This window comes from Paenibacillus sp. BSR1-1 (assembly GCF_030403775.1).
In the GTDB taxonomy this organism is placed as follows: domain Bacteria; phylum Bacillota; class Bacilli; order Bacillales; family Cytobacillaceae; genus Neobacillus.
This window is the reverse complement of sequence record NZ_JAQMWQ010000002.1, coordinates 248,303-267,828: the sequence shown is the minus strand read 5'-3', so window position 1 is coordinate 267,828 and position 19,526 is coordinate 248,303. Positions and strand designations below refer to the sequence as shown.

The 19,526-nt window shown below is 36.4% G+C and carries 20 protein-coding genes and 2 pseudogenes; 7 read left to right on the top strand and 15 right to left on the bottom strand.

Translation table 11 applies throughout. From position 1 onward, the window contains the following. Positions 1-82: 82 nt before the first annotated feature. The 3 genes from PH210_RS04570 to PH210_RS04560 all read right to left on the bottom strand — a co-directional run bounded on the left by PH210_RS04570 (position 83) and on the right by PH210_RS04560 (position 2,326). On the bottom strand, positions 83-718 hold the full coding sequence (locus PH210_RS04570) for an FMN-dependent NADH-azoreductase (protein WP_289983408.1): 636 nt from the start codon (positions 716-718) through the stop codon (positions 83-85). Between the two features lie 99 nt (positions 719-817). Next, positions 818-1,264 carry a MarR family winged helix-turn-helix transcriptional regulator gene (locus PH210_RS04565; RefSeq protein WP_289983407.1) on the bottom strand — a complete coding sequence of 149 codons (447 nt, stop codon included), beginning with the start codon at positions 1,262-1,264 and terminating at the stop codon, positions 818-820. Between the two features lie 117 nt (positions 1,265-1,381). Further along, positions 1,382-2,326 carry a Gfo/Idh/MocA family protein gene (locus PH210_RS04560; protein WP_289983406.1) on the bottom strand — a complete coding sequence of 315 codons (945 nt, stop codon included), beginning with the start codon at positions 2,324-2,326 and terminating at the stop codon, positions 1,382-1,384. 317 nt (positions 2,327-2,643) lie between these two features. On the opposite strand from PH210_RS04560, the gene PH210_RS04555 reads away from it, so the two are divergent. Further along, entirely contained in the window at positions 2,644-3,594 is a 951-nt protein-coding gene (locus PH210_RS04555; protein WP_483312082.1) for an LCP family protein, read from the top strand. A gap of 57 nt (positions 3,595-3,651) precedes the next feature. Here the strand turns inward: PH210_RS04555 and PH210_RS04550 are convergent, their stop codons facing one another. The 6 genes from PH210_RS04550 to PH210_RS04525 form a co-directional block, all read right to left on the bottom strand. Then, the gene (locus PH210_RS04550; RefSeq protein WP_289983404.1) at positions 3,652-4,206 is read right to left on the bottom strand and encodes a DUF4865 family protein; all 555 of its coding nucleotides are present in this window, start codon (positions 4,204-4,206) and stop codon (positions 3,652-3,654) included. A gap of 117 nt (positions 4,207-4,323) precedes the next feature. Next, positions 4,324-4,815, bottom strand: coding sequence for a CDP-diacylglycerol--serine O-phosphatidyltransferase (pssA, locus tag PH210_RS04545; protein ID WP_289983403.1), 492 nt, complete (start codon positions 4,813-4,815; stop codon positions 4,324-4,326). A 97-nt stretch (positions 4,816-4,912) separates the two neighbouring features. Continuing rightward, on the bottom strand, positions 4,913-5,044 hold the full coding sequence (locus tag PH210_RS04540; RefSeq protein ID WP_289983402.1) for a hypothetical protein: 132 nt from the start codon (positions 5,042-5,044) through the stop codon (positions 4,913-4,915). 94 nt (positions 5,045-5,138) lie between these two features. Continuing rightward, positions 5,139-5,351 carry a DUF1540 domain-containing protein gene (locus PH210_RS04535; protein WP_289983401.1) on the bottom strand — a complete coding sequence of 71 codons (213 nt, stop codon included), beginning with the start codon at positions 5,349-5,351 and terminating at the stop codon, positions 5,139-5,141. A 126-nt stretch (positions 5,352-5,477) separates the two neighbouring features. Then, positions 5,478-6,842, bottom strand: a complete 1,365-nt coding sequence (gene glnA / locus PH210_RS04530; RefSeq protein ID WP_289983399.1) for a type I glutamate--ammonia ligase — start codon at positions 6,840-6,842, stop codon at positions 5,478-5,480. Positions 6,843-7,142: 300 nt separating this feature from the next. Next, positions 7,143-8,183, bottom strand: coding sequence for an NAD(P)-dependent alcohol dehydrogenase (locus PH210_RS04525; protein WP_289983398.1), 1,041 nt, complete (start codon positions 8,181-8,183; stop codon positions 7,143-7,145). Between the two features lie 233 nt (positions 8,184-8,416). On the opposite strand from PH210_RS04525, the gene PH210_RS04520 reads away from it, so the two are divergent. Both PH210_RS04520 and PH210_RS04515 read left to right on the top strand, forming a co-directional pair. Continuing rightward, complete coding sequence (locus tag PH210_RS04520; RefSeq protein ID WP_289983396.1) at positions 8,417-8,833, top strand: MerR family transcriptional regulator; 417 nt, start codon at positions 8,417-8,419, stop codon at positions 8,831-8,833. A gap of 318 nt (positions 8,834-9,151) precedes the next feature. Continuing rightward, positions 9,152-9,673, top strand: coding sequence for an SDR family NAD(P)-dependent oxidoreductase (locus tag PH210_RS04515; protein ID WP_289983394.1), 522 nt, complete (start codon positions 9,152-9,154; stop codon positions 9,671-9,673). 326 nt (positions 9,674-9,999) lie between these two features. Here PH210_RS04515 and PH210_RS04510 read toward each other — a convergent pair whose 3' ends face one another. Next, positions 10,000-11,016 (bottom strand): DUF3231 family protein, encoded by a 1,017-nt coding sequence (locus tag PH210_RS04510; RefSeq protein WP_289983392.1) that lies wholly within the window; start codon positions 11,014-11,016, stop codon positions 10,000-10,002. A gap of 249 nt (positions 11,017-11,265) precedes the next feature. Between PH210_RS04510 and PH210_RS04505 the strand changes: the two genes are divergently transcribed. Together PH210_RS04505 and PH210_RS04500 are read left to right on the top strand one after the other, a co-directional pair. Then, complete coding sequence (locus tag PH210_RS04505; protein ID WP_289983390.1) at positions 11,266-12,123, top strand: manganese catalase family protein; 858 nt, start codon at positions 11,266-11,268, stop codon at positions 12,121-12,123. Between the two features lie 209 nt (positions 12,124-12,332). After that, a pseudogene (locus PH210_RS04500) lies at positions 12,333-12,873 on the top strand (TetR/AcrR family transcriptional regulator). Positions 12,874-12,926: 53 nt separating this feature from the next. On the opposite strand, the gene PH210_RS04495 reads toward PH210_RS04500, so the two are convergent. Together PH210_RS04495 and PH210_RS04490 are read right to left on the bottom strand one after the other, a co-directional pair. Next, positions 12,927-13,262, bottom strand: a complete 336-nt coding sequence (locus tag PH210_RS04495; protein WP_289983389.1) for a hypothetical protein — start codon at positions 13,260-13,262, stop codon at positions 12,927-12,929. Positions 13,263-13,478: 216 nt separating this feature from the next. Continuing rightward, entirely contained in the window at positions 13,479-14,171 is a 693-nt protein-coding gene (locus tag PH210_RS04490) for a Na-translocating system protein MpsC family protein (protein WP_289983387.1), read from the bottom strand. 445 nt (positions 14,172-14,616) lie between these two features. Between PH210_RS04490 and spo0A the strand changes: the two genes are divergently transcribed. Continuing rightward, positions 14,617-15,405 (top strand): sporulation transcription factor Spo0A, encoded by a 789-nt coding sequence (spo0A, locus tag PH210_RS04485; RefSeq protein WP_289983386.1) that lies wholly within the window; start codon positions 14,617-14,619, stop codon positions 15,403-15,405. Between the two features lie 272 nt (positions 15,406-15,677). Here spo0A and PH210_RS04480 read toward each other — a convergent pair whose 3' ends face one another. Continuing rightward, the gene (locus tag PH210_RS04480) at positions 15,678-16,226 is read right to left on the bottom strand and encodes a hypothetical protein (RefSeq protein ID WP_289983384.1); all 549 of its coding nucleotides are present in this window, start codon (positions 16,224-16,226) and stop codon (positions 15,678-15,680) included. A gap of 483 nt (positions 16,227-16,709) precedes the next feature. Between PH210_RS04480 and PH210_RS04475 the strand changes: the two genes are divergently transcribed. After that, positions 16,710-17,408, top strand: coding sequence for a VIT1/CCC1 transporter family protein (locus tag PH210_RS04475; RefSeq protein ID WP_289983382.1), 699 nt, complete (start codon positions 16,710-16,712; stop codon positions 17,406-17,408). Positions 17,409-17,504: 96 nt separating this feature from the next. Here the strand turns inward: PH210_RS04475 and PH210_RS04470 are convergent, their stop codons facing one another. Both PH210_RS04470 and PH210_RS29895 read right to left on the bottom strand, forming a co-directional pair. Next, a complete protein-coding gene (locus tag PH210_RS04470) occupies positions 17,505-18,668 on the bottom strand; it encodes a DUF4317 domain-containing protein (protein WP_289983381.1) in 1,164 nt (387 codons plus the stop codon). 412 nt (positions 18,669-19,080) lie between these two features. Continuing rightward, positions 19,081-19,524: pseudogene (locus PH210_RS29895) on the bottom strand (MarR family winged helix-turn-helix transcriptional regulator). Positions 19,525-19,526 lie beyond the last annotated feature (2 nt).

The following is a 19,526-nucleotide window of genomic DNA, read 5'->3' as shown; positions in this document are numbered from 1 at the left end:
AGAGCACTCAGCACATTAAAAGCAACAATTTGCCCGAAATCAAATAAAAAGAGCCAACCCTTAGGCTGACCCTTCTGAAAAATTAAAAAGTATGCGCTAAATCCTTTGCCCGAGCAATCGCATTTTCTTTAATTTCTTGTGCTTGCTCAGGCTTGGCATTATGTCCTTCTACAAAAAGTCCTTCAAGTGATGGAACTCCAAAGAATTGCATCATCACATTTAAATAACGGTGGCCCATTTCCATTTCAGCAGCGGGACCTTCAGAATAAAAACCGCCGCGAGCTTGGATATGCAACGCTTTTTTATCAGTCAATAAACCAACTGGACCTTGTTCTGTGTATTTAAATGTTTTACCAGCAACAGCAACTGCATCAAGATACGCTTTCATAACTGGCGGGAATGAAAAATTCCAAAGCGGAGTTACAAATACATATTTATCGGCTGCAATAAATTGCTCCGATAATTCAGAGAGTCGGCCCACTTTTGCTTTCTCCTCTGAAGAGAGCTCCTCAAAGCCTTGCCCAGATCGCAGTTTCCCCCATCCGCTAAATACGTCAGCATCAATATGTGGAATAATTTCTTTATAAAGGTCAATTTGAATAATTTCATCAGTTGGATTTACTTCTTTATATGTTTCAATAAATTCGTTGCCTACAGCCATACTGTAAGATTGCGTGTGATCATGCGGATGAGCCGTAATGTATAATACTTTTGTCATTTCTGTCCAATCCCTTCGTCATTTAAATATCTATCATATTAGTTGCTATAGCAACTACAAGACCTGCTCATTCTAACAAAAAAATAGTTGCTAGTGCAACTATTTTGATTCAATACATTTCATTTCTACATTTTGTCTCATTTTCAACAAAACTTGTTTAACAATTTGTTGTTCTTCCTTAGAAATTCCAGCACACACCGTACGGTTGAATTCTTCCGCCAGCGGTTTGATCATTTCACCAAGTTTTTTGCCGTTCTCAGTGAGAAATACATTAAACGAACGATTGTCAATTTCATTGATCTGTCTGCTGATAAATCCTTTTTTTTCAAGATTGCATATCATACGGGCTATATTGGTTTTATCTTTTTCGAGCTTCTTAGCAATTTCATTTTGTGTCAGCCCGTCCTTTTCCCAAAGGAGCATCAAAATTAAATTTTGTTCCGGCGCAATGTTTAACGGTGCTAGCTTGGCTTTGATATAACTGGTTAGGGTCAGGTCTGTTTGATGAATCATAATACTTAAAAAATCATTAAATACAACTTTCATGTAAAAGCCCCTATCATCTTCCATATGAACGAATTATATTGAATTAAAACCAACCTGTCAATTTTTGGAACATTATAAAAAACGCTCCTTACATCAGGTAAGAAACGTTTCGAAAACTTACATTTTCCTCAGTTCTTCAAGAATCTCCTGAGCTCTGTACCCCAAATCAAAATCATAAAGCTCTGCTTCCTGGCCATTTGCCGCTTTTACTAATTCGTCTATTAAGCGATTGGGTTTTGTTTCACCAAACGAAATTGCAATAAGTCCTTCTCCATTTTTTCCGCCTCTTAATTCGCCCCAGTTTTCTAGTGAAAGAATACCTTCTGAACCATAGGCAGTAAAAGCGATATGTTCTTTACCAGCGATTTGGCTTAAGCCTTCGATTAATACGGGTGTTCCATCTTCAAGCTCACCCGTTGCGATCACACCAGTCTCACATTTTTGGGGATCATCAGGCAATTCTAAGCGAGTTTGGATATTTTTGATATCGCCAAATACCTTTAAAGTTTGCTGGATAAAATGGACACCGACCTCTAAAACAAATCCCCCTTGCTCTCTTTCCCCTACCCAGTCATTTTTTTGCCAGAATCGCGGCCATTCTGGAAAATGCATGGTGAGGTGTAAACGACGGAGCTTGCCAACGTAATTTTCGCTGATCATTTGCGCAAATTTAGTGGCTCCTTGTTCATAATTAAGCGGGAAGTTCATCGCATGAATGACTCCTGCTTCTTTTGCAGCCTGAGCCATCTCTTTTGCTTCATCCAGGGAGTTGGCTAAAGGCTTCTCACATAAGACGTGCTTTTTTGCTCTTAGGACATCCATTACAATGGGATGATGAAATTTGGGTGGAACCGCAACGTAGATAAGGTCCACTCTTTGATCAGCAACCAAACTTTGGTAGTCAGTATAAACTGGAACTCCTCCGAGCGCATCAGCTGTTTCTCTAGCTAGGGACTCTAAGCGATCACAAACAGCCGTGATTTCAACGTCGGGATGTTCCTTGAATTTTTTTATTAAGCGTTGACCAATGGCTCCTAAACCAATAATTCCGATATGTAACATGAAAATTCCTCCCTTTTTATCCTACATTATACATTATTATCAAATAGAAAATGGATCTCTCATCAGTAATTAACTCTTTTATATAGGTTCCTCAACAGATACACTATTAACTATGCTTGCTGGCAAAAGTATCAATGCGGCTTCCTTATCGATTGTGAAGCTGAGTTAAAAAAAAATCCTCGCCACTATCAAAGTATGGCGAGGTTATTAAATTAAAAAAATTGTAATCAGAATTTCAAGGAAATGTAACCTAAATATGGGATAATCACTATTTCAAGGGGGTTTTTATCTTTAATTCAACCTAGGTGGTGCAAAGTTTGGAACGGACGAGAAAGAAAAGAAAAAGAATTAAATGGGGAAGAGTGTTTGGTGCCCTGCTTTTATTAGGGATCCTTGCTGCAGGTCTTTTTCAAGTATATCAATACATTGAGGGAACCATCCAGGTGATTAACCAACCACTTCAAAAAAAGGAGGTAAAACCTTCAATTCAAGCAGAGAAAAAGAATTTAAGTTCCATAAATGTTCTTTTATTAGGAAGTGACTCCCGAGGTGAAGATCATGCCCGAACGGATACCATTATGGTTGCCCATTATGATCCACAAACTCATAAAATGAAACTTATTTCTTTTATGCGTGATATGTTAGTCACTATTCCTGAACATGGACAGCAAAAATTAAATGCGGCTTATGCTTTTGGCGGTCCTGAGTTATTAAGTGAATCCATTAAAGAAAATTTAGGGTTAGATATACAATATTATGCGATGGTTGATTTTAAAGGATTCGAAAAAGCTGTGGATCTTCTTGTTCCCGATGGGATTGAAGTAGACGTACCGCATGAGATGTCTGATGGTATAGGAATGACGTTAAAAGAAGGTAAACAAACACTACATGGTAAAGAATTGCTTGGATATGTCCGTTTCCGGCATGACAGTTTAAGTGATTTCGGACGGATTCAAAGACAGCAGGAAGTGGTCTCAAAATTGACTGAACAAGTTGTCGGTCTCCATAGTATTCTAAAACTACCTGAACTCATAGGACTACTGAATAAATACATAGATACAAATATTGATAGCTCCACTCTCTTGTCGATGGGGAAAGACTTGTTCACGAAGAAAGGCAGAAATATAGAAACATTGCGTATCCCTGAAGAAGGCAGTTTTCAAAATAAAACGATTGATGGACTTGGTGAAGTATTAGATGTAGACTTCCAGCAAAATAAAGAAACTCTTTCTAAATTCATAGAAGAAAAAAGTATTGCTTCACAATAATTAAGACGGCACCTAAATTACAGGGTGCCGTCTTGAGATTTGATTCGAGGTAAATTCCTAATAAAAGTGTTCACCTTTGGATAAATGAAGAATGTTATATATTACTCCCTCCATTTTTGTTAACCCGCTTAAATCGCTCAAAAAGTAAAACACATCATACTCCCATTTATCCGGATTATAGATAACTAAATATTCTGCACGATCAATTGTTGGGACGCTTTCTCCAATCGTTTCTATTAAGTTTTTTAAACTTTCTTGCGGCTGGATTTTTCTTGTGATTTGAAATAGATACCTATTTTCTTTGATGTTAGACGTAGTCGAATCTATTAATGGAATTCCCACATTTACACGCTGCCAGCCGAAAGACCTTAAAATATTGTCGTAATACCCATTAAACAAAAACTTGTTAAGCCCGTTGCTGTCTTTCCAGAGATATAAAGGACAATAACTATTTTGAATATTATTATTGGTCCCCTTTTCCGTTACCAAATACAGTTTAAATTTGAGGTCTTCAAATCCGTCTGTTTTATGACCATTATCTCTTACTCTGTTTCTAATAATATTCATATCGTAATCACTTGGCAGTGTAATTTTGTATTGTGTTGCAATCATGTAATTTCGGCCTCCTTTTTTCACCTTCATTCTAATTCAATTTTACCAAATTTTCTCAGACAATACCCAAAAAAGCTAGTCCCTTTTCAAAAAGGCGACTAGCTTTTTTATCAAAGTTTATATTTTTTTAACTTTAATGGGACTAACCATTAAAAGGGCCAGAATCATGGTTATCCAAGCATTGCTGTATAGAAATAATCCCATTCCGGCTAAGGGCAGACCCGCAGCGGGAATAGGCAGCCCCTTAAAATACCCTATCGTTGGTTTGATGCTAAACCTAGCTAACCTTAACGCACCCATCGTTGGAAAAAGAATAAAGGCTAATGAGGTAAAAAATGATGGCGCCGCCAGCGAATGGAAAAGAAGGGCTGGAGCAACGCCAAAGCTAACAATGTCTGCTAACGAATCCAATTCGACCCCAAATTCACTATTCACCTTTAATTTTCTCGCGATTCGCCCGTCCAGGAGGTCTAAGACTGCCGATAAGAAAATAAAAATGCAGGCTAATTTCAAATAACCGCTCATATTGAAGGTAATTGAAAATACCCCGCATAATAAATTTCCGATTGTAAACAAATTGGGAACAGATTTTACTAGAGGCTGTAACAAGGTAGAATCCCCCTGACTTTTAAAAACACTCTACCTCTATAGCTTTTTCTTTCTCGTCTTCCATTATTCATCATTCATAAGTAGGTGTTGCTCTTTCTTATTGCTTTTTAATTGGAGTCACGACGGCAAATAAGTTTTCGGATGGATCCGATACATTAATTTCAATGATCTTATATCCATTCTCTCCATCTTTTAACTCGTTTTTCAAAATGAAATCATTGTAATTCATATCTCTTTCTTCCTCTCAAACAAAATACTCACAGAAGCTACTATATGTGAGAGGTGAAAATATGTGCATGAATTTTTTTGAATTACCCTAAAAATCAGCTTCGTTTTGATTTAAACGTTTTACAACAGGTTTCGGCTGAGTTGACAGCGGAATCTTGATGATTCTTTTCACCTAATTCGGAAGACATTTCCGTATCATATCTAGCATGGTTATCTAGCTCCACCATGATTTTTTCAGCAGTACAAACATTTCCTTCCCCATAATACGTACAGTTTGCGATTGCACAAGAAACTTCAACTTTTGGCATTTTATTACCTCCAAATTTAATGTCCATTTCTGTTTCTATTTTTCGCAATAGCGCTGATTTCATTCAAGGTTGAAATTGTCTCCAAACAATAAAAAGGAGCCCTAATAGGCTCCTTTACAGTATTTATTAAAATTTGGAATGATAGTTATCAATTTCCCATGTATGAACAGCTGTACGGTAGCTATCCCATTCAGCTTTCTTTAGGGAAACATATTCGTTGTAAACGTGCTCGCCTAGTGTATTAGCGGCAATTTCTCCTGATTCTAGTTCCTTAATGGCTGCTGCCAAGCTGCCAGGCAGGTTATCGATTCCACGGATTGCTCTCTCTTCTTCATTCATGTGGAAGATATCTTCATTAATTGGCGCTGGTGCTTCAAGACCCTTTTCAATTCCATCTAAGCCTGCAGAAGCAATCACTGCAAAGGTTAAGTATGGGTTTGAAGATGGATCTGGACAACGTAATTCCACACGTGTGGCCAAACCTTTTTTTGCTGGAATTCGAATTAGAGCTGAACGGTTAGAAGCAGACCACGCAATATAGCAAGGCGCTTCATAACCTGGTACTAGACGCTTATAAGAATTGACGAGCGGGTTTGTTACTGCAGTAAAGCTCTTCACGTTTTGAAGAACACCAGCAATAAATTGATATGCTTTTTCCGATAACTGTAATTCATCAGATGGATCAAAGAATGTATTTTCGCTTCCTTCAAAGAAGGACATATTAACATGCATACCAGAACCATTGATTCCGAAAACTGGTTTTGGCATAAATGTTGCATGTAATCCGAATTTCTTCGCTACTGTCTTCACGACCCATTTATATGTAGTTGCAAGGTCTGCAGCGGTTAGGACATCTGCATATTTAAAGTTAATCTCGTGCTGTCCTTCTGCTACTTCGTGGTGTGACGCTTCAATCGTGAAGCCCATTGCCTTTAATGCACGGTAAATTTCTAAACGAACTCGCTCGCCAAGGTCATGTGGAGATGGTTCAAAATAGCCTGCTTTATCGCCGAGTTCTTGAGTAGCATAGCCATTTTCATCTGTTTTAAAAAGGAAAAATTCTAATTCAGGTCCAACTGAAATAGTGTAGCCATTGTTAGCAGCACGATCTACCGTTTTCTTGAGAACGTTTCTAGTATCCCCTTCAAAAAGAGATCCATCAGGATTTTTAACAGAACATAAGAAACGAGCTTCTGAATAATTAGCCTCAACTGTCCAAGGAAGAACAGCAAATGTATTAAGATCTGGCTGAAGATAAAGGTCAGATTTATTGATTGGAGAAAAGCCTTTAATCGAAGAACCATCAAACATCATTTTACCTTCGACTACATCTTCTAATTGTTCACTTGTTACCGTAACGTGCTTAAGAATCCCTTCAATATCGACAAATTGTAAGTGTAATAATTCAACACTTTTTTCTTTAATCGTTTCTTTGATTTGTTCAAGAATGGCAGTATCTACAGGTACATTTGAAATAAGTGTTTCAGTCATGTTACATTACCTCTCTATCTCATGTTATGTTTTCTCACATCAAATTTATAAGTTGATTATAGTAAAAAAAAGTTCTTTTGACAATCATTTTTTGCATACTTTTTTGAATATTTATTCTTAATTTTTCGTAAGCGTTTTCATTTATTTGAATAGGACGCTAATTTTTTTGCCATCAATTGAATGTTTCTATTTATAAATATACAAATATATGTATTTAGTTTGCATATATAAAAAAAGTCCCAAAAGCTAAGCTTTTAGGACACTCTCGAAATAACCTTAAAAATTTATCATTTACTCAACTTACATTGTGCTTGTATCAATTACGAAACGATACTTCACATCTGAAGCTAATACACGTTCGTAGGCTTCGTCAATTTGGTCGGCTGAAATTACTTCAATCTTAGGAACAATGTTGTGTTCCGCACAGAACTCCAACATTTCCTGAGTTTCACGGATACCGCCAATCATGGAACCTGCAAAGGAACGGCGATGACCGATAAGAGAAAACACATTTACTGATAATGGCTCTGCGGGCGCACCCACGTTTACTAGAGTACCATCCAGAGTTAACAGTGAGAAATAAGCATTAATATCAATTTTTGCACTTACCGTATTAACAATTAAGTCAAAGGTTCTGGCAAGTTTCTTGAAAGTTTCTGGATCACTTGTCGCATAGTAATGGTCTGCCCCGAATTGCAAGCCGTCGTCCTTTTTACTCAATGATTGTGACAGAACAGTGACCTCGGCCCCCATCGCATGTGCAATCTTAACTGCCATATGACCAAGACCGCCCATACCAACAACTGCCACTTTCTTCCCTGGGCCTGCCCCCCAATGGTTAAGTGGAGAATAAGTCGTAACACCCGCACAAAGTAATGGTGCTGCGGCGTCAAGCTCAATGCTATCAGGAATTCTTACTACAAAGTTTTCCGTAACGACAATATGAGTAGAATAGCCACCTTGAGTAGGCTCTCCATATTTATCAACACCAGCGTATGTAGGGACATTTCCATTCAGACAGTATTGTTCTTCCCCTCGGCGGCAGTTCTCACAATCGCCGCAGGAGTCAACCATACAACCGACCCCTACTCGGTCACCGACCTTATATTTTGTGACCTCTGCTCCTACTTCCGTAACTATTCCTGCAATCTCATGTCCAGGTACGAGCGGATAGTTCACGGACCCCCATTCGCCGTGAGCCGTATGGATGTCAGAATGACAAATACCGGCATACTTAATTTCAATTAGAACATCATGCAAATCAAGATCGCGCCGTTTAATTTCAGCTGCTCGAAAGGATTTGTCTGGACCATCTACCGCTCGTGCTTTTGCAGTTATCATAAAAAAACCTCCGATAATGTATATTTTTCAAGAGAATGCGGCTACTGCTTTCTCTTGCATAATTAATGTTAATCCTTATAGTTAACTCTAAGTCAAGCGATAAATGTATATTTCTTTTGAAGTCCTCATTGGTTCTATCAGAGGACTTTGACATTCAGCAAATACCGTGATAAAATCTCACCAACCCATAGAGTTAACTCGAAGTCTATATCAATGAGAATAGGAGTTAAATAATGAAGACGTATTCTATCAGCGAGGTTGCTAAAGAATTGAATCTTACACCATATACCTTGCGTTACTACGACAAAGAGGGTCTTATGCCTCTTGTAGAACGGACATCCAGCGGCATACGATTATTTAAAGAATCCGATATTGCAGCATTAAAAGTTATTGAATGTCTAAAATCCACCGGGATGCCTATCAAGGAAATTAAAAATTTTATTGATTGGTGTTCTGATGGGGATTCTACATTACAACAGAGATATGACATGTTTATGGAACGAAAAGCTACTGTAGAAGCACAAATGGAAGAACTGAAAAAAACAATGGAAGTCATCGAGCATAAATGCTTATATTACAAGACTGCATTAGATGCCGGAACTGAAGATATTCATAAAAAAGCTAAAATAGAAATTTCCGTTACTAAATAACAGAAAGCCACCTGTATTTCATTAATGAATATATGAAATACAGGTGGCTCTATTTCTATTATACACTGCCAGTGGTACTAATTTGGTAACCATTTTAGAAGAAACCATATGTATAGTCTCCTGTCATACTGTCTTCTTAGATTTTAGGCTATGAAAAAATCTGCCCTATCCCACAGCAAAAAAATGGAGGAGTAAAAATGTCAAAAGAAATTCAAGTTGTACTTGTCACCGGCGGGAATCGAGGGATTGGTTATTAGTTGGTCCATCAATTGGCTTTGGATGGTTTTGATGTCATTTTAGCGGGCCGGGGATCAAGAGATGGGTCATAAAGCTACACAGAAGCTAAAGGATTCAAATCTGGACGTTTCGTTTGTAGTTATGGATGTGGATAATCAAGAAAGCATCCGTCAAGCAGCATTTACAGTAAATGAACAATTTGGAAGATTAGACGTGTTGAATAATAATGCTGGAGTGTATTTAGATGAGAATCAAAAGTTAATGGCTATGGACCCTTCCATTCTAGAGAGGACGTTGGCAAAGAATTTCTTCGGTGCCTTCCATGTTATCAGTTCCTTTATTCCCCTCATGGAAAAACAAGGGTATGGGAGAATTATTAATGTTTCCTCGGAATATGGAGCCATGAGCGAAATGCAATATCAAGGAGTCGGCACTTATAAGTTGTCTAAACTTGCCCTAAATGGATTGACACGATTAGTAGCGGCAGAAGTCCAAGGTGATTTCAAAATAAATGCGGTTGATCCGGGATGGGTAAAGGTTTTTCCTGTTGCTGCTGCTGATATGTTTTTAAATGAAGTTCAGGTGAAATTTACAAATTCTTAGAAATAAAAAAAGAGCGACTACCCTGTCCCTCTTTTTAACTATTTTTTGATCTTTGTTTATTATGTTTGTAAATATAATCAATCCTGTTCATGGTCCTATATCCTAAAATACCAAGGATTATTGTATATATTGTTGTTAAAATTAAGCCAGATATAGCAATCCAAAATAATGATGTTATCTTCTTCCTTTTGTTAAGCACAGCAATAACCTCCACCAATTAATCGTTATTATCTTGCACTTAATAAGGAAGATTATCCAAAATCCACAATTAATAAGAGAAAGTGGAAATAAAAAAAGTTACATAAAGGACTTTAAAAAGGTTAATATCAATCCTTATTCCTAACTAGTTCATCTCGATCCGATGCCATTGGAGGCTGTTCCAACCATCTATTTTTTATCATAATATTAGCTCCATCCTCAGCATACAATTGAATTTCTAAGGAGAGCCTGTTATACATTGCACTAATATCACCTCTAGGACTTTGACTGACAGCTGTACCGTAAAAGCCTACGCTCAAAGTAACCAAACCAGATGTGAAGTACATCATAAGTTTATCAGAAAATGTATACGCTGTACTATTAGTTATTTCTGAATCCCATCCCATTGGTGCAGGGAGTTTACTTTCCTCTAACTTTCCTCTAAATAATTTAATATGTTTATTCCCAATTTCTAAACCTTTTAAAAAGAATTGTGTAACATCCTTATTTTGTGCAACCTGACTAAATCCAGTTAGTGTCGCAACTCCCAAAGCGTTTCGTTGGAGATTAGCAAATAAATTGTCTACTTCAGCAGCTGTTAATGGTCTTTTCTCTCCAAACACATCTAACATAAACCATTGCTTTTTCACAAATTCAACCTTTTCTAAATTAGGCAAGCTGGGAGACCTGATAAATAATCCTTTTGACAATAATAATTCCGTTGAAATTTTATATAATTGCATTGTTTCGGCAAGGCATTCCATATAATACTCTTTAATGTCATTTCTTACAGATGCTGCTACACTGCCAGCATATGATATGAGACCAATCTTAGACATTTGGTTTATAAAATTAAGTACAAAACTGTCAGAATACAGTCTAGGAGCAGATAGGTCTACATCCTCTTCTATACTAAAACCATATGGAACTACATTTTTTTCCTCTGTTAAAATAGCTGTAATCTTTTGAATATGTGACTGAGATAAATCTAAAGCATATTTTATTAGAGGCTTAATTTCTTCATCTTCAGCTTTTTCTAAAAAATATGAAAGTACACATATGCTTGAACTATCATTTAAGTATTGTATCCAGATTTGAGCAATCTCACCTGCTGTTAGCCTTATCTGGTTTCCCTTTTCTTCCATCATTAACCTCCAAAAAAGAAATACTAAAAATACCTTCCCCATAAATTACCTGCAATATGTATTAGTTACCTTAAGACACAACCGTGCAAAATATGAGCCAGCAAGCGAAAAAGCTCATTATCTATTAAACTCCCCAAATTCAATATCTTTCTCATTGAATCATTGGTTTTTAATTACGTATTTTGAATAATTAACATACAGTTTGGCATTATAAGTTAACGTTGCAAAATTGAAGGAGGTTGATTAACTATGTACTTTTATAAAGAAGACTTAATTAATATGATTGTCCCTGATAAACCAGATCCTCATGCCGCAAAAGTGTTGCAAGAGGCACTTGGTGGTCAATTTGGTGAAATGAGAACGATGATGCAGTTTTCATTCCAAAGTGCAAATTTCAGAGGAAAAGCAAAACCTTTTCGCGACTTAATTAGAGGGATTTTTCTTGAGGAGCTTAGCCATGTTGAACTAGTTCAATCGACCATTAACCAACTATTAAATGATTCTGGTGAAAACTTGCCAGGTAACCAAGCTTCTGATGGCGCTCCATTGGATGATGTTATACAATCTGGTGCCAATCCACATCATTATATTATGGGGGCCAAGTCTTCACTTCCAGTTGATGCAGGAGGCAATCCGTGGAATGGATCATGGGTATATGACCATGGGAATCTAGCTGCAAACCTTCTAAATAATGTTGTCCTAGAATCCACTGGCGTTCTTCAAAAGTCAAGAATTTACGAGATGAGTAACAATAAAACATTAAGAGAGACGATTGCGTTTCTAATTGTTCGTGATAATGCACACCAAAATGCTTTTGCAAAAGCGTTAGAAACGTTAGGTGTTAATTGGGGCAAACTATTTCCCATTCCCAATTATGATTTAAACAAATATCCAGAGTGTCGTAAATACGTGGAAATGGGATTCCATAATGCACAATTCAATTTCCGCCTTGATGACACCCGCATTGGAGAAATCTTTCAAGGGAAAACTCCAAGCAGGAATGGCGGAGATCTTTCAGTCATCGAACCGCCAAGCGGCTATCCTGTTCCCGAATTGCCTGATATGCCAAATGAACATGCCCCTGGTCTATTTGACCTTAATAATTAAGGCTTTAAAGCATCATTTACGAACAGTCCCTGGATTATGTTAATTGTAATTCCGGGACTGTTTTCCATTGTAACTTTATACTACTTACAGTACCATCCTCATTAAACAACGCTCTCGTATTTCGCCTCTTTACTAGTGAGACTAAATGAAACAGCCGCAATAATCAATCAAAATTGTTGATTATCTTTAGGGAAAGTTGGTGAATAGTAATGTCTAAAGTAGATAGAAGAATACCCAAAAGCCAAGCAGCCATCAAAAATGCTCTTATCGAAATGATGACTGAAAAAAGTTTCGATGACATTACCATTCAGGATATTTCCGACAGGGCAAATGTCAATCGAGGAACCATCTATCTTCACTACTCCGATAAATATGACCTGCTAGAAAAGCTGGTGGAAGAACATAAAAACAAGCTTAGAGAAACAAGTGAATGGGCATGTGAAAAGGAATGGGTAGATGCTACTCTCATCTTTTTTGAATACTTCGAGAGTAATTATTTATTCTTTTCTACCATGTTAGCAAGTAAAGGTGCTCCCTCTTTTTCGCAGTAAGATTCTAGAATTTCTAACCGAAAAGTTCAAGGATGAAGTGGATATAGGGAAAAATCAAGGTCTAAATGAAGAGGTTATCGTGAAATTCGCTGCTAATGCTTATGTAGGGGTTTTGGAGTCGTGGTTGAAAGAAGGAATGCCTTCTCCTTCTTATGTTATTGCAAAAGAATTGGGGATTCTGTTAGAGAGGATTGTTTAGTTGTATAACATAAGCAATCCATCCTACTCAAGTCCCCATATTCTATATTAAGCTTATTTCTCTTTTTTAAAAAAGAAGCCTTGTCCATTTTCTTGCGGAACAAATCCTGATAAAGCCTTAGAGTTCTCTACCCTATTTTGTTCTGCAACTGAAATAACTGTGTATTTATTTCTATTTACATTAGGACTATTTTCTAGTATATCTTGTTCCTCTCTTGTTACAATTCTATATTGATTCCCCTTTTCAATATCTGCTTGTCCAATAAAAACACTTTCATATAGTGGTTGTTCTTGAGTCAATTCTTCTGTGTTTCCCAAGTCTTCAATAAATCCAATACATAGTGTGAGAACTCCTGCAACTCCAAATATAAATACTGATTTCCTTTTCATAAGTAACCTCCAATCCATTTACCAAATTGTTACATTCTATTAAATCTAAACAAATAATATAACCTTCAACTAAACTGCATCGGTTAGTACAGCAAACTGTTCATCTCTTACAATCAGTTCCTTTCCCCATATTATTTAAATAAAAAAGCCAAGATGAGTAAGAATTCTCATCTTGGCTTGTGTTTAGCTCAAATATTGTCTAGCTCACTTCCCCCTTTATGAAGTTGGTGATAGGATTAGCGCGATAGCACTCTTATCCAAGTTAAAATCCCAATCCACAAAAATATCATTTACTTTTGTTTTAAGAATAGTTTCAAATTGATTGCTATTATGTAATAATCTTTTCTCAAGATTTCGCTTTGCCAACTTTAATGTTTCGGAATTTCCTAATCGAATTAATTCTCTTTCGATGGGAACCAAAATTTCTTTTCGAATTACGACTAATGTTCTTGGGTTTACTCGAATGGAATGGATTTCACCTGGCTCCTTTTCGGCTTGAATACTGATTCTTGTTATTTCTGAGTGAATATTTTCTTTTCCTTCATAATTTTCATCATTTAAATGATTACTTTCCTTTGAAGAACCAAAACAAACAAAAATACCACTTTTATTATGAATTCCCCAATCGTAATAAAATTCACTGATTTCCATTCCAGTCAATATTTTAATATAGGCCTTAAACTCTGGAATAAGTGTTTTCATCAACAAATCTCTCGTTCTTAATACCATGGCTTCTTGACCTTGGGTTAATAAGACACTTTCAGAGGGTGTGATAAAGTTTCGTAAATAAACAGTCATGGTTGATTGATAATTAGAAACAAAAACCGATTCAGGCCCTTTTCCAAAATATTCTCGAAGTGTTCTTCCGATGTAACTAGCTAACTCCAAATTCACCTGATTTTTTTCCAAAGAAAATTCATCCTTTTAAAAGATAAAAGCATTATTTCTTTTATCCCCATTTTTATTTTAAATATTTTCTCATATTACCATCGACCTTTTCTTAATTTGTCCCAATAAATCGATATTGTATGCGTTTAAAACTGAATTTATTAGTTATTGTGAATATCATCGAATAGGTTAAAGTAACCAAATATTCCTAGAAATAGACTGAAAAGATTGAAAAGTTAATCGTTTAAAGATAAAATAGTCAATGGATAGAAGAAAAAATGCTTTTATCTAAATGGATTGCATCTAATTATCTAATTACATATGTTTTTTTACTATATAAAAAAAGATCATAATGATGGTAGTGAGCTAGACAACATATATTGAGCTAGACATAAGTCAAGGTGGGATAATGATTCCTATCTTGACTTTTTTTATTTTTCGATAAAAAAAAGGGAGAATCCTAAAAATGATAAAGATTGCAATTGTCGATGATAACATTCAATTAACGGAGATACTTAAAAAATACTTATCTAGTTTAGATGATATGGAAGTAATGGGGGTTGCCTACAATGGCATAGAAGGAATGGGGTTATTAAAAAGAGAACAACCAGACCTTGTTATATTAGATTTAATTATGCCTTATTCCGATGGGCTCTCTTTATTAAAAAATCTTGATAAAGAGAAAATGGTTACAAATGTTTTAATACTGACTTCTATCGGAAACGAGGATATCATAAAAAAAGCCAGCGAATTCGGGGCACGCTACTTTATGTTAAAACCTGTTGAATTATCCCATTTATCCAATACAATTAGAAATATTTGTCCAAACCAGAAAGGGTCGTACATTGTAAAAACAAACACAGAGAAAAAAGAGTTTCTCCATAATAATAAAGGTCAAAATATAGAAAATCGAATAACAAATGTTTTACGTTTGATGGGGATTCCAGCAAACCTAAAAGGATACTTTTATTTGAGAGAGGCTATTCAAATGGTATTCAGTAACTTTGAGCTATTGATGGGATGGGGAGGTATAACAAAAGTAATATATCCCACCATTGCAAGTAAATATCATACCACCCCCAGCCGAGTTGAAAGAGGAATTCGACACTCAATTGAAGTTGGATGGAATCGTTCAAGTAATGAGGTACTAGAGTTGATATTTGGTAACACAGTAAACACATTTAAAGTAAAACCCACTAATGGCAAGTTTATCGCTATGATTACCAATTATTTGAGAATACAAAAGGATTGTTAAGGTAACTCGAAAAAACTGTCTTCTTCAAAGAAAAGGCACAAATAATTGTGCCTTACAACGATATGAGTTTCATCAAAAACATTTCCAGCTTGGGCATGCTGCTCGATGTCTGAGTTTGAAAGAAAGTTTATTAGTGGTGTTTCTGGATTATTAGCTTTGTTGTTAAACTGTTCGACGTTTTGTGCTTTTTCTAATAAAGTTCTTTGAATGCTTCTTTTACAAACCTGTCACTTATTTCAAAATGAAAAGCCACCAAAAATGGCAGCCGTTGTTTATAAAAAAGAATGAATTAAAAATAGAATGGCAAAAGCAACACCAGAGCGCAAATGCCACTTCCGGTCCATCCTCTGATATCGAAATAGTCCCGATATAGGAACTGGAAGCAGGACTACCAAGGAAAGCAATCCACTTATATTATTAAAATCAAATTTGAAGCCGTGCATAAAGACAGCTACCGTATGCAAGATAATAAAAGCGATGGCGAGAATCGCTGCTGGTGTATGCCATCTTCGGGCAAAGCGCAGTAAAGTGGACAACCATTTTTTCACTTTACCATAACCTTTCAAATGACGGAGCTTAATTGCACGAAGAAGCACATAATAAGCAAGTACACAAAATAAGGCAATTCTAGCATTGGAGCCAAAACCTTTAAATGTATGCTCGAATTGCCTGCTGTGCAGAGTGGTTAATGAAAGTTGTAGCAGTCCCCTAAGCTCCCAAAGCATTATCAATGCAGCGATAATAATCGCTAAGATTATCCATATTCGTTCCTTTTTAGGAATCCACCCTTGTTTTTGGGCTTTGATTTCCCGTGTATTCATTGGTTTTCCTCCTTTAAATTAGAGTAGTGTATGCACTTCTTCTGTATTTTTAAATAAAAAACAACTTTTAGATTCTTAACTTGGTCATTGTTACCGAAATCCCATTTTTCCCGAAAAAACTAACCACTTAAAGTTAAAATAACCTGCAATTTTATTTAAATACAATGTAGCACAATAAATGAATTCATTTTCCAAATTAATGAATTCTTAATTATATATTAATTGAAAAAATAGGTTAATATTTATTAGACAAAAAAGCTAGTCACACTTAGCCTACTAGCTTTTTTTGACATTGAAAACTAAATTAAAGTTTTTATTATAATTGACGAATAATATGTTCCCATTTTATTCGTAGATTTTTTTTACAAGCGACAGTAAATACTATAAAAAAACTTTTTCCTTTTAGGAAGAGTTATGAAAACAATAAACCCACAAAAATATGCGCATATTGGTGTTAGATTAGTTAAAGTGGAGGTGAAAAAAATGGATCAACACCTGCATCACGTAGAGGAACATTTTTCTGGGTCTGACTTCATTCGGGATGTTGTCATTGGTATGTCAGACGGATTAACCGTACCATTTGCATTAGCTGCTGGTTTGTCCGGTGCTGTTGATACAACAACATTGATTCTCACGGCAGGAGTTGCTGAAATTGCAGCAGGATCAATTGCAATGGGACTTGGCGGTTATTTGGCAGGAAAAACAGATGCGGAACATTACGAATCTGAACTTGCCCGTGAACAGCGCGAAGTAATCGAACTTCCAGAGCGTGAAGTAGAAGAAGTATCTGAAATTTTTAGGGAATATGGTCTTGAAGAAGACCATATCAAATCGATTACTGAAACTATGAAAAAGAACCCTGAAAAATGGGTGGATTTTATGATGAGATTTGAATTGGGGCTAGAAAAGCCGGAACCGACAAGAGCGAGAAACAGTGCGATTACCATTGCTATTTCATATATTGTTGGAGGGTTAATCCCTTTGTTTCCATATTTTATCTTTCATAAACCTGCAACAGCATTAATGGTTTCTGTAATGGTCACACTTATTGCCTTACTAATTTTTGGATACGTAAAAGGAAGGTTCACGGGATCTTCACCTGTGAAGAGTGCTTTTCAAACAATGATTACTGGTGGTCTTGCTGCAGGAGTTGCATTTGGTCTAGCTAGAATTCTCACTTGACGTTAGAATTTCCGTTAGAGGTAACGGTATAAAAAAGCGGGGTCAGCTCCCCCGCTTTTTGGTATTTTTAATTAATAATTAGACAGAATTGCTGCTTTATCCAAGTGTCTCCGATTCCAACCGGAACCCTTCTACGACCACTTCTTCGTCGACCTCCAGCAATAAGCATCGTTTTCCTTCATAAGTAATATATTTTACATATTTCAGGTCTTTCGGGTTTATAGTTACATTGGCCAATTTGGTCTCGATTTTTATGGTCTTTGGAACTAAGCTGCTGGCTTTAAATTCATATTTTTCATCATCTATGATTTTTTTAATGGCATGCTCCACTTTTGCTGTCTCGACATTTTCCACGCCGCTTACGGTCAAAATGCGTTCGATATCCCGAGAATCCAATGTAGGAATTTCACTTTCTTCATTCTCTTGACTCTCTTGAACCAACTTATCGATTTCTTCATAAACATTGGAAATGACCCGGGATTCCACTTCGTCTCCCATCACTTCTTTTAAGATAAAATCGAAGCAGTCCTTATCTTCCTGCGCAGTAATAATCTCTTCGCAATTGAGCACTTCTTCAATAAATCTAGCATCTGGTTGATTCGCTTTCCCTGCACAATAGAGAAGATGGTTTACATCTGCCGCATTGTCATTAAACGCAGGGAACAAAAAGCCAGACAATGGAGAATCTAAATTAATAATAGGATCAAAGAAGTTATGCGATTTGAATTCTTTTTCAATATAATCAAACGTTAAAGCTCTTTTCGGCTGATCCGTTTTATTCAGACTGCAAAGGATAAATGGGCTCGAATAGACTTCATCATCCCCGCCTTCTTCGGTTTCTGCATTCCGTTTCCGGGTCCCTTTTCGGTATTCTCCCCGGATAAAGGTCACCACTGTATCAAATTCATATTTCATGTCCGCAAACATTTTCAAGACGATTTCCAGCATGTATTCTTTCCAATCATCGGTTGTCTCTTGTTGTAATCCTTCGAAAAGGAACATTTGGGTGCTATCTTCCACGTCCCGAATGAATTTCAGCTCGAACAGTTTTGCATCAAGCTGCCCTGTTAATACCTTCTTAAAGTTTGTCAAAAATAATTCCTGGGCTTCTTGTTCTAACATTTGAAACGGCTGGCTGACATGGTGGTAAATCTCACCTGATTCTTTCTGCACATAAACATTGAAGATTTCTCGAATTTGCAGGTTGTAATTGTCTAATTTAAATTGTTTCCGGATATTAGCGATATCTTTTTTATTCATTTCATTCAACTCCCATCCCTGATTATACTGTTCAGGAGGATAAATAGGAATACTCAATACCTCCTAATATCTAATGATTGGGCTTTTTGATAAAAAATGACAGGACTACATTCATCACCGCTAATCCTAAAAACACAATTGAAGATCCCGCCGCCTGAACGATTCGTCCCATAAGTAATACACCAAAAACAGGTGCTGCGGCGGCTAGGATTTTACCGCTAATGAATAGTGTTACAGCACTGTATTGCTTTGTTTTTTTGCTATTGATCCTGTTTGTGTATTCACGTATTAAACCCCTTCAATCATTTATTGCAACTACATAATGGTCAACTTAGTTGACTAATTTAGTTTTAAAAAAACCACATCTTTGTCAACAATTTTGACAAAGATGTGGTTTCATTTTTAACCATCCTTATTGTTCAATTCCCCATTCTACCTTTAATAGATCTTTAAGCATATTTACTTGCTCCAAACCTATTTTTTCTGCAATTTTATCCTCAAGCCGGGCTTTCAGTTCTGCGTTTTTTTCGTAGCATCTTCTCCTAAAGCTGTTAGCTGGATACACTTCTCTTTCTTGTTGTTTTCTTCACTAATCCTTTTTCAGAAAGATTTGTAATAAACTTATGAATGGCTTGGCGGGATATTTCTACATATTTGGTAACATAGGAAATGGTCGGTCTCTTCTCATAAATCCTGGCCATGATATACCATTCAGAATTGGAAATATAAATCTCACTGTTATCATTCCATGCTTTTTCTGAAATCTTTCGGACCAGACTATGTTGCTCGCTCAACAAATCTATAAGGTCTAAGTGTTGTAATTGAGAGTTAGGATCAACCCATTCACTCCAATCATAT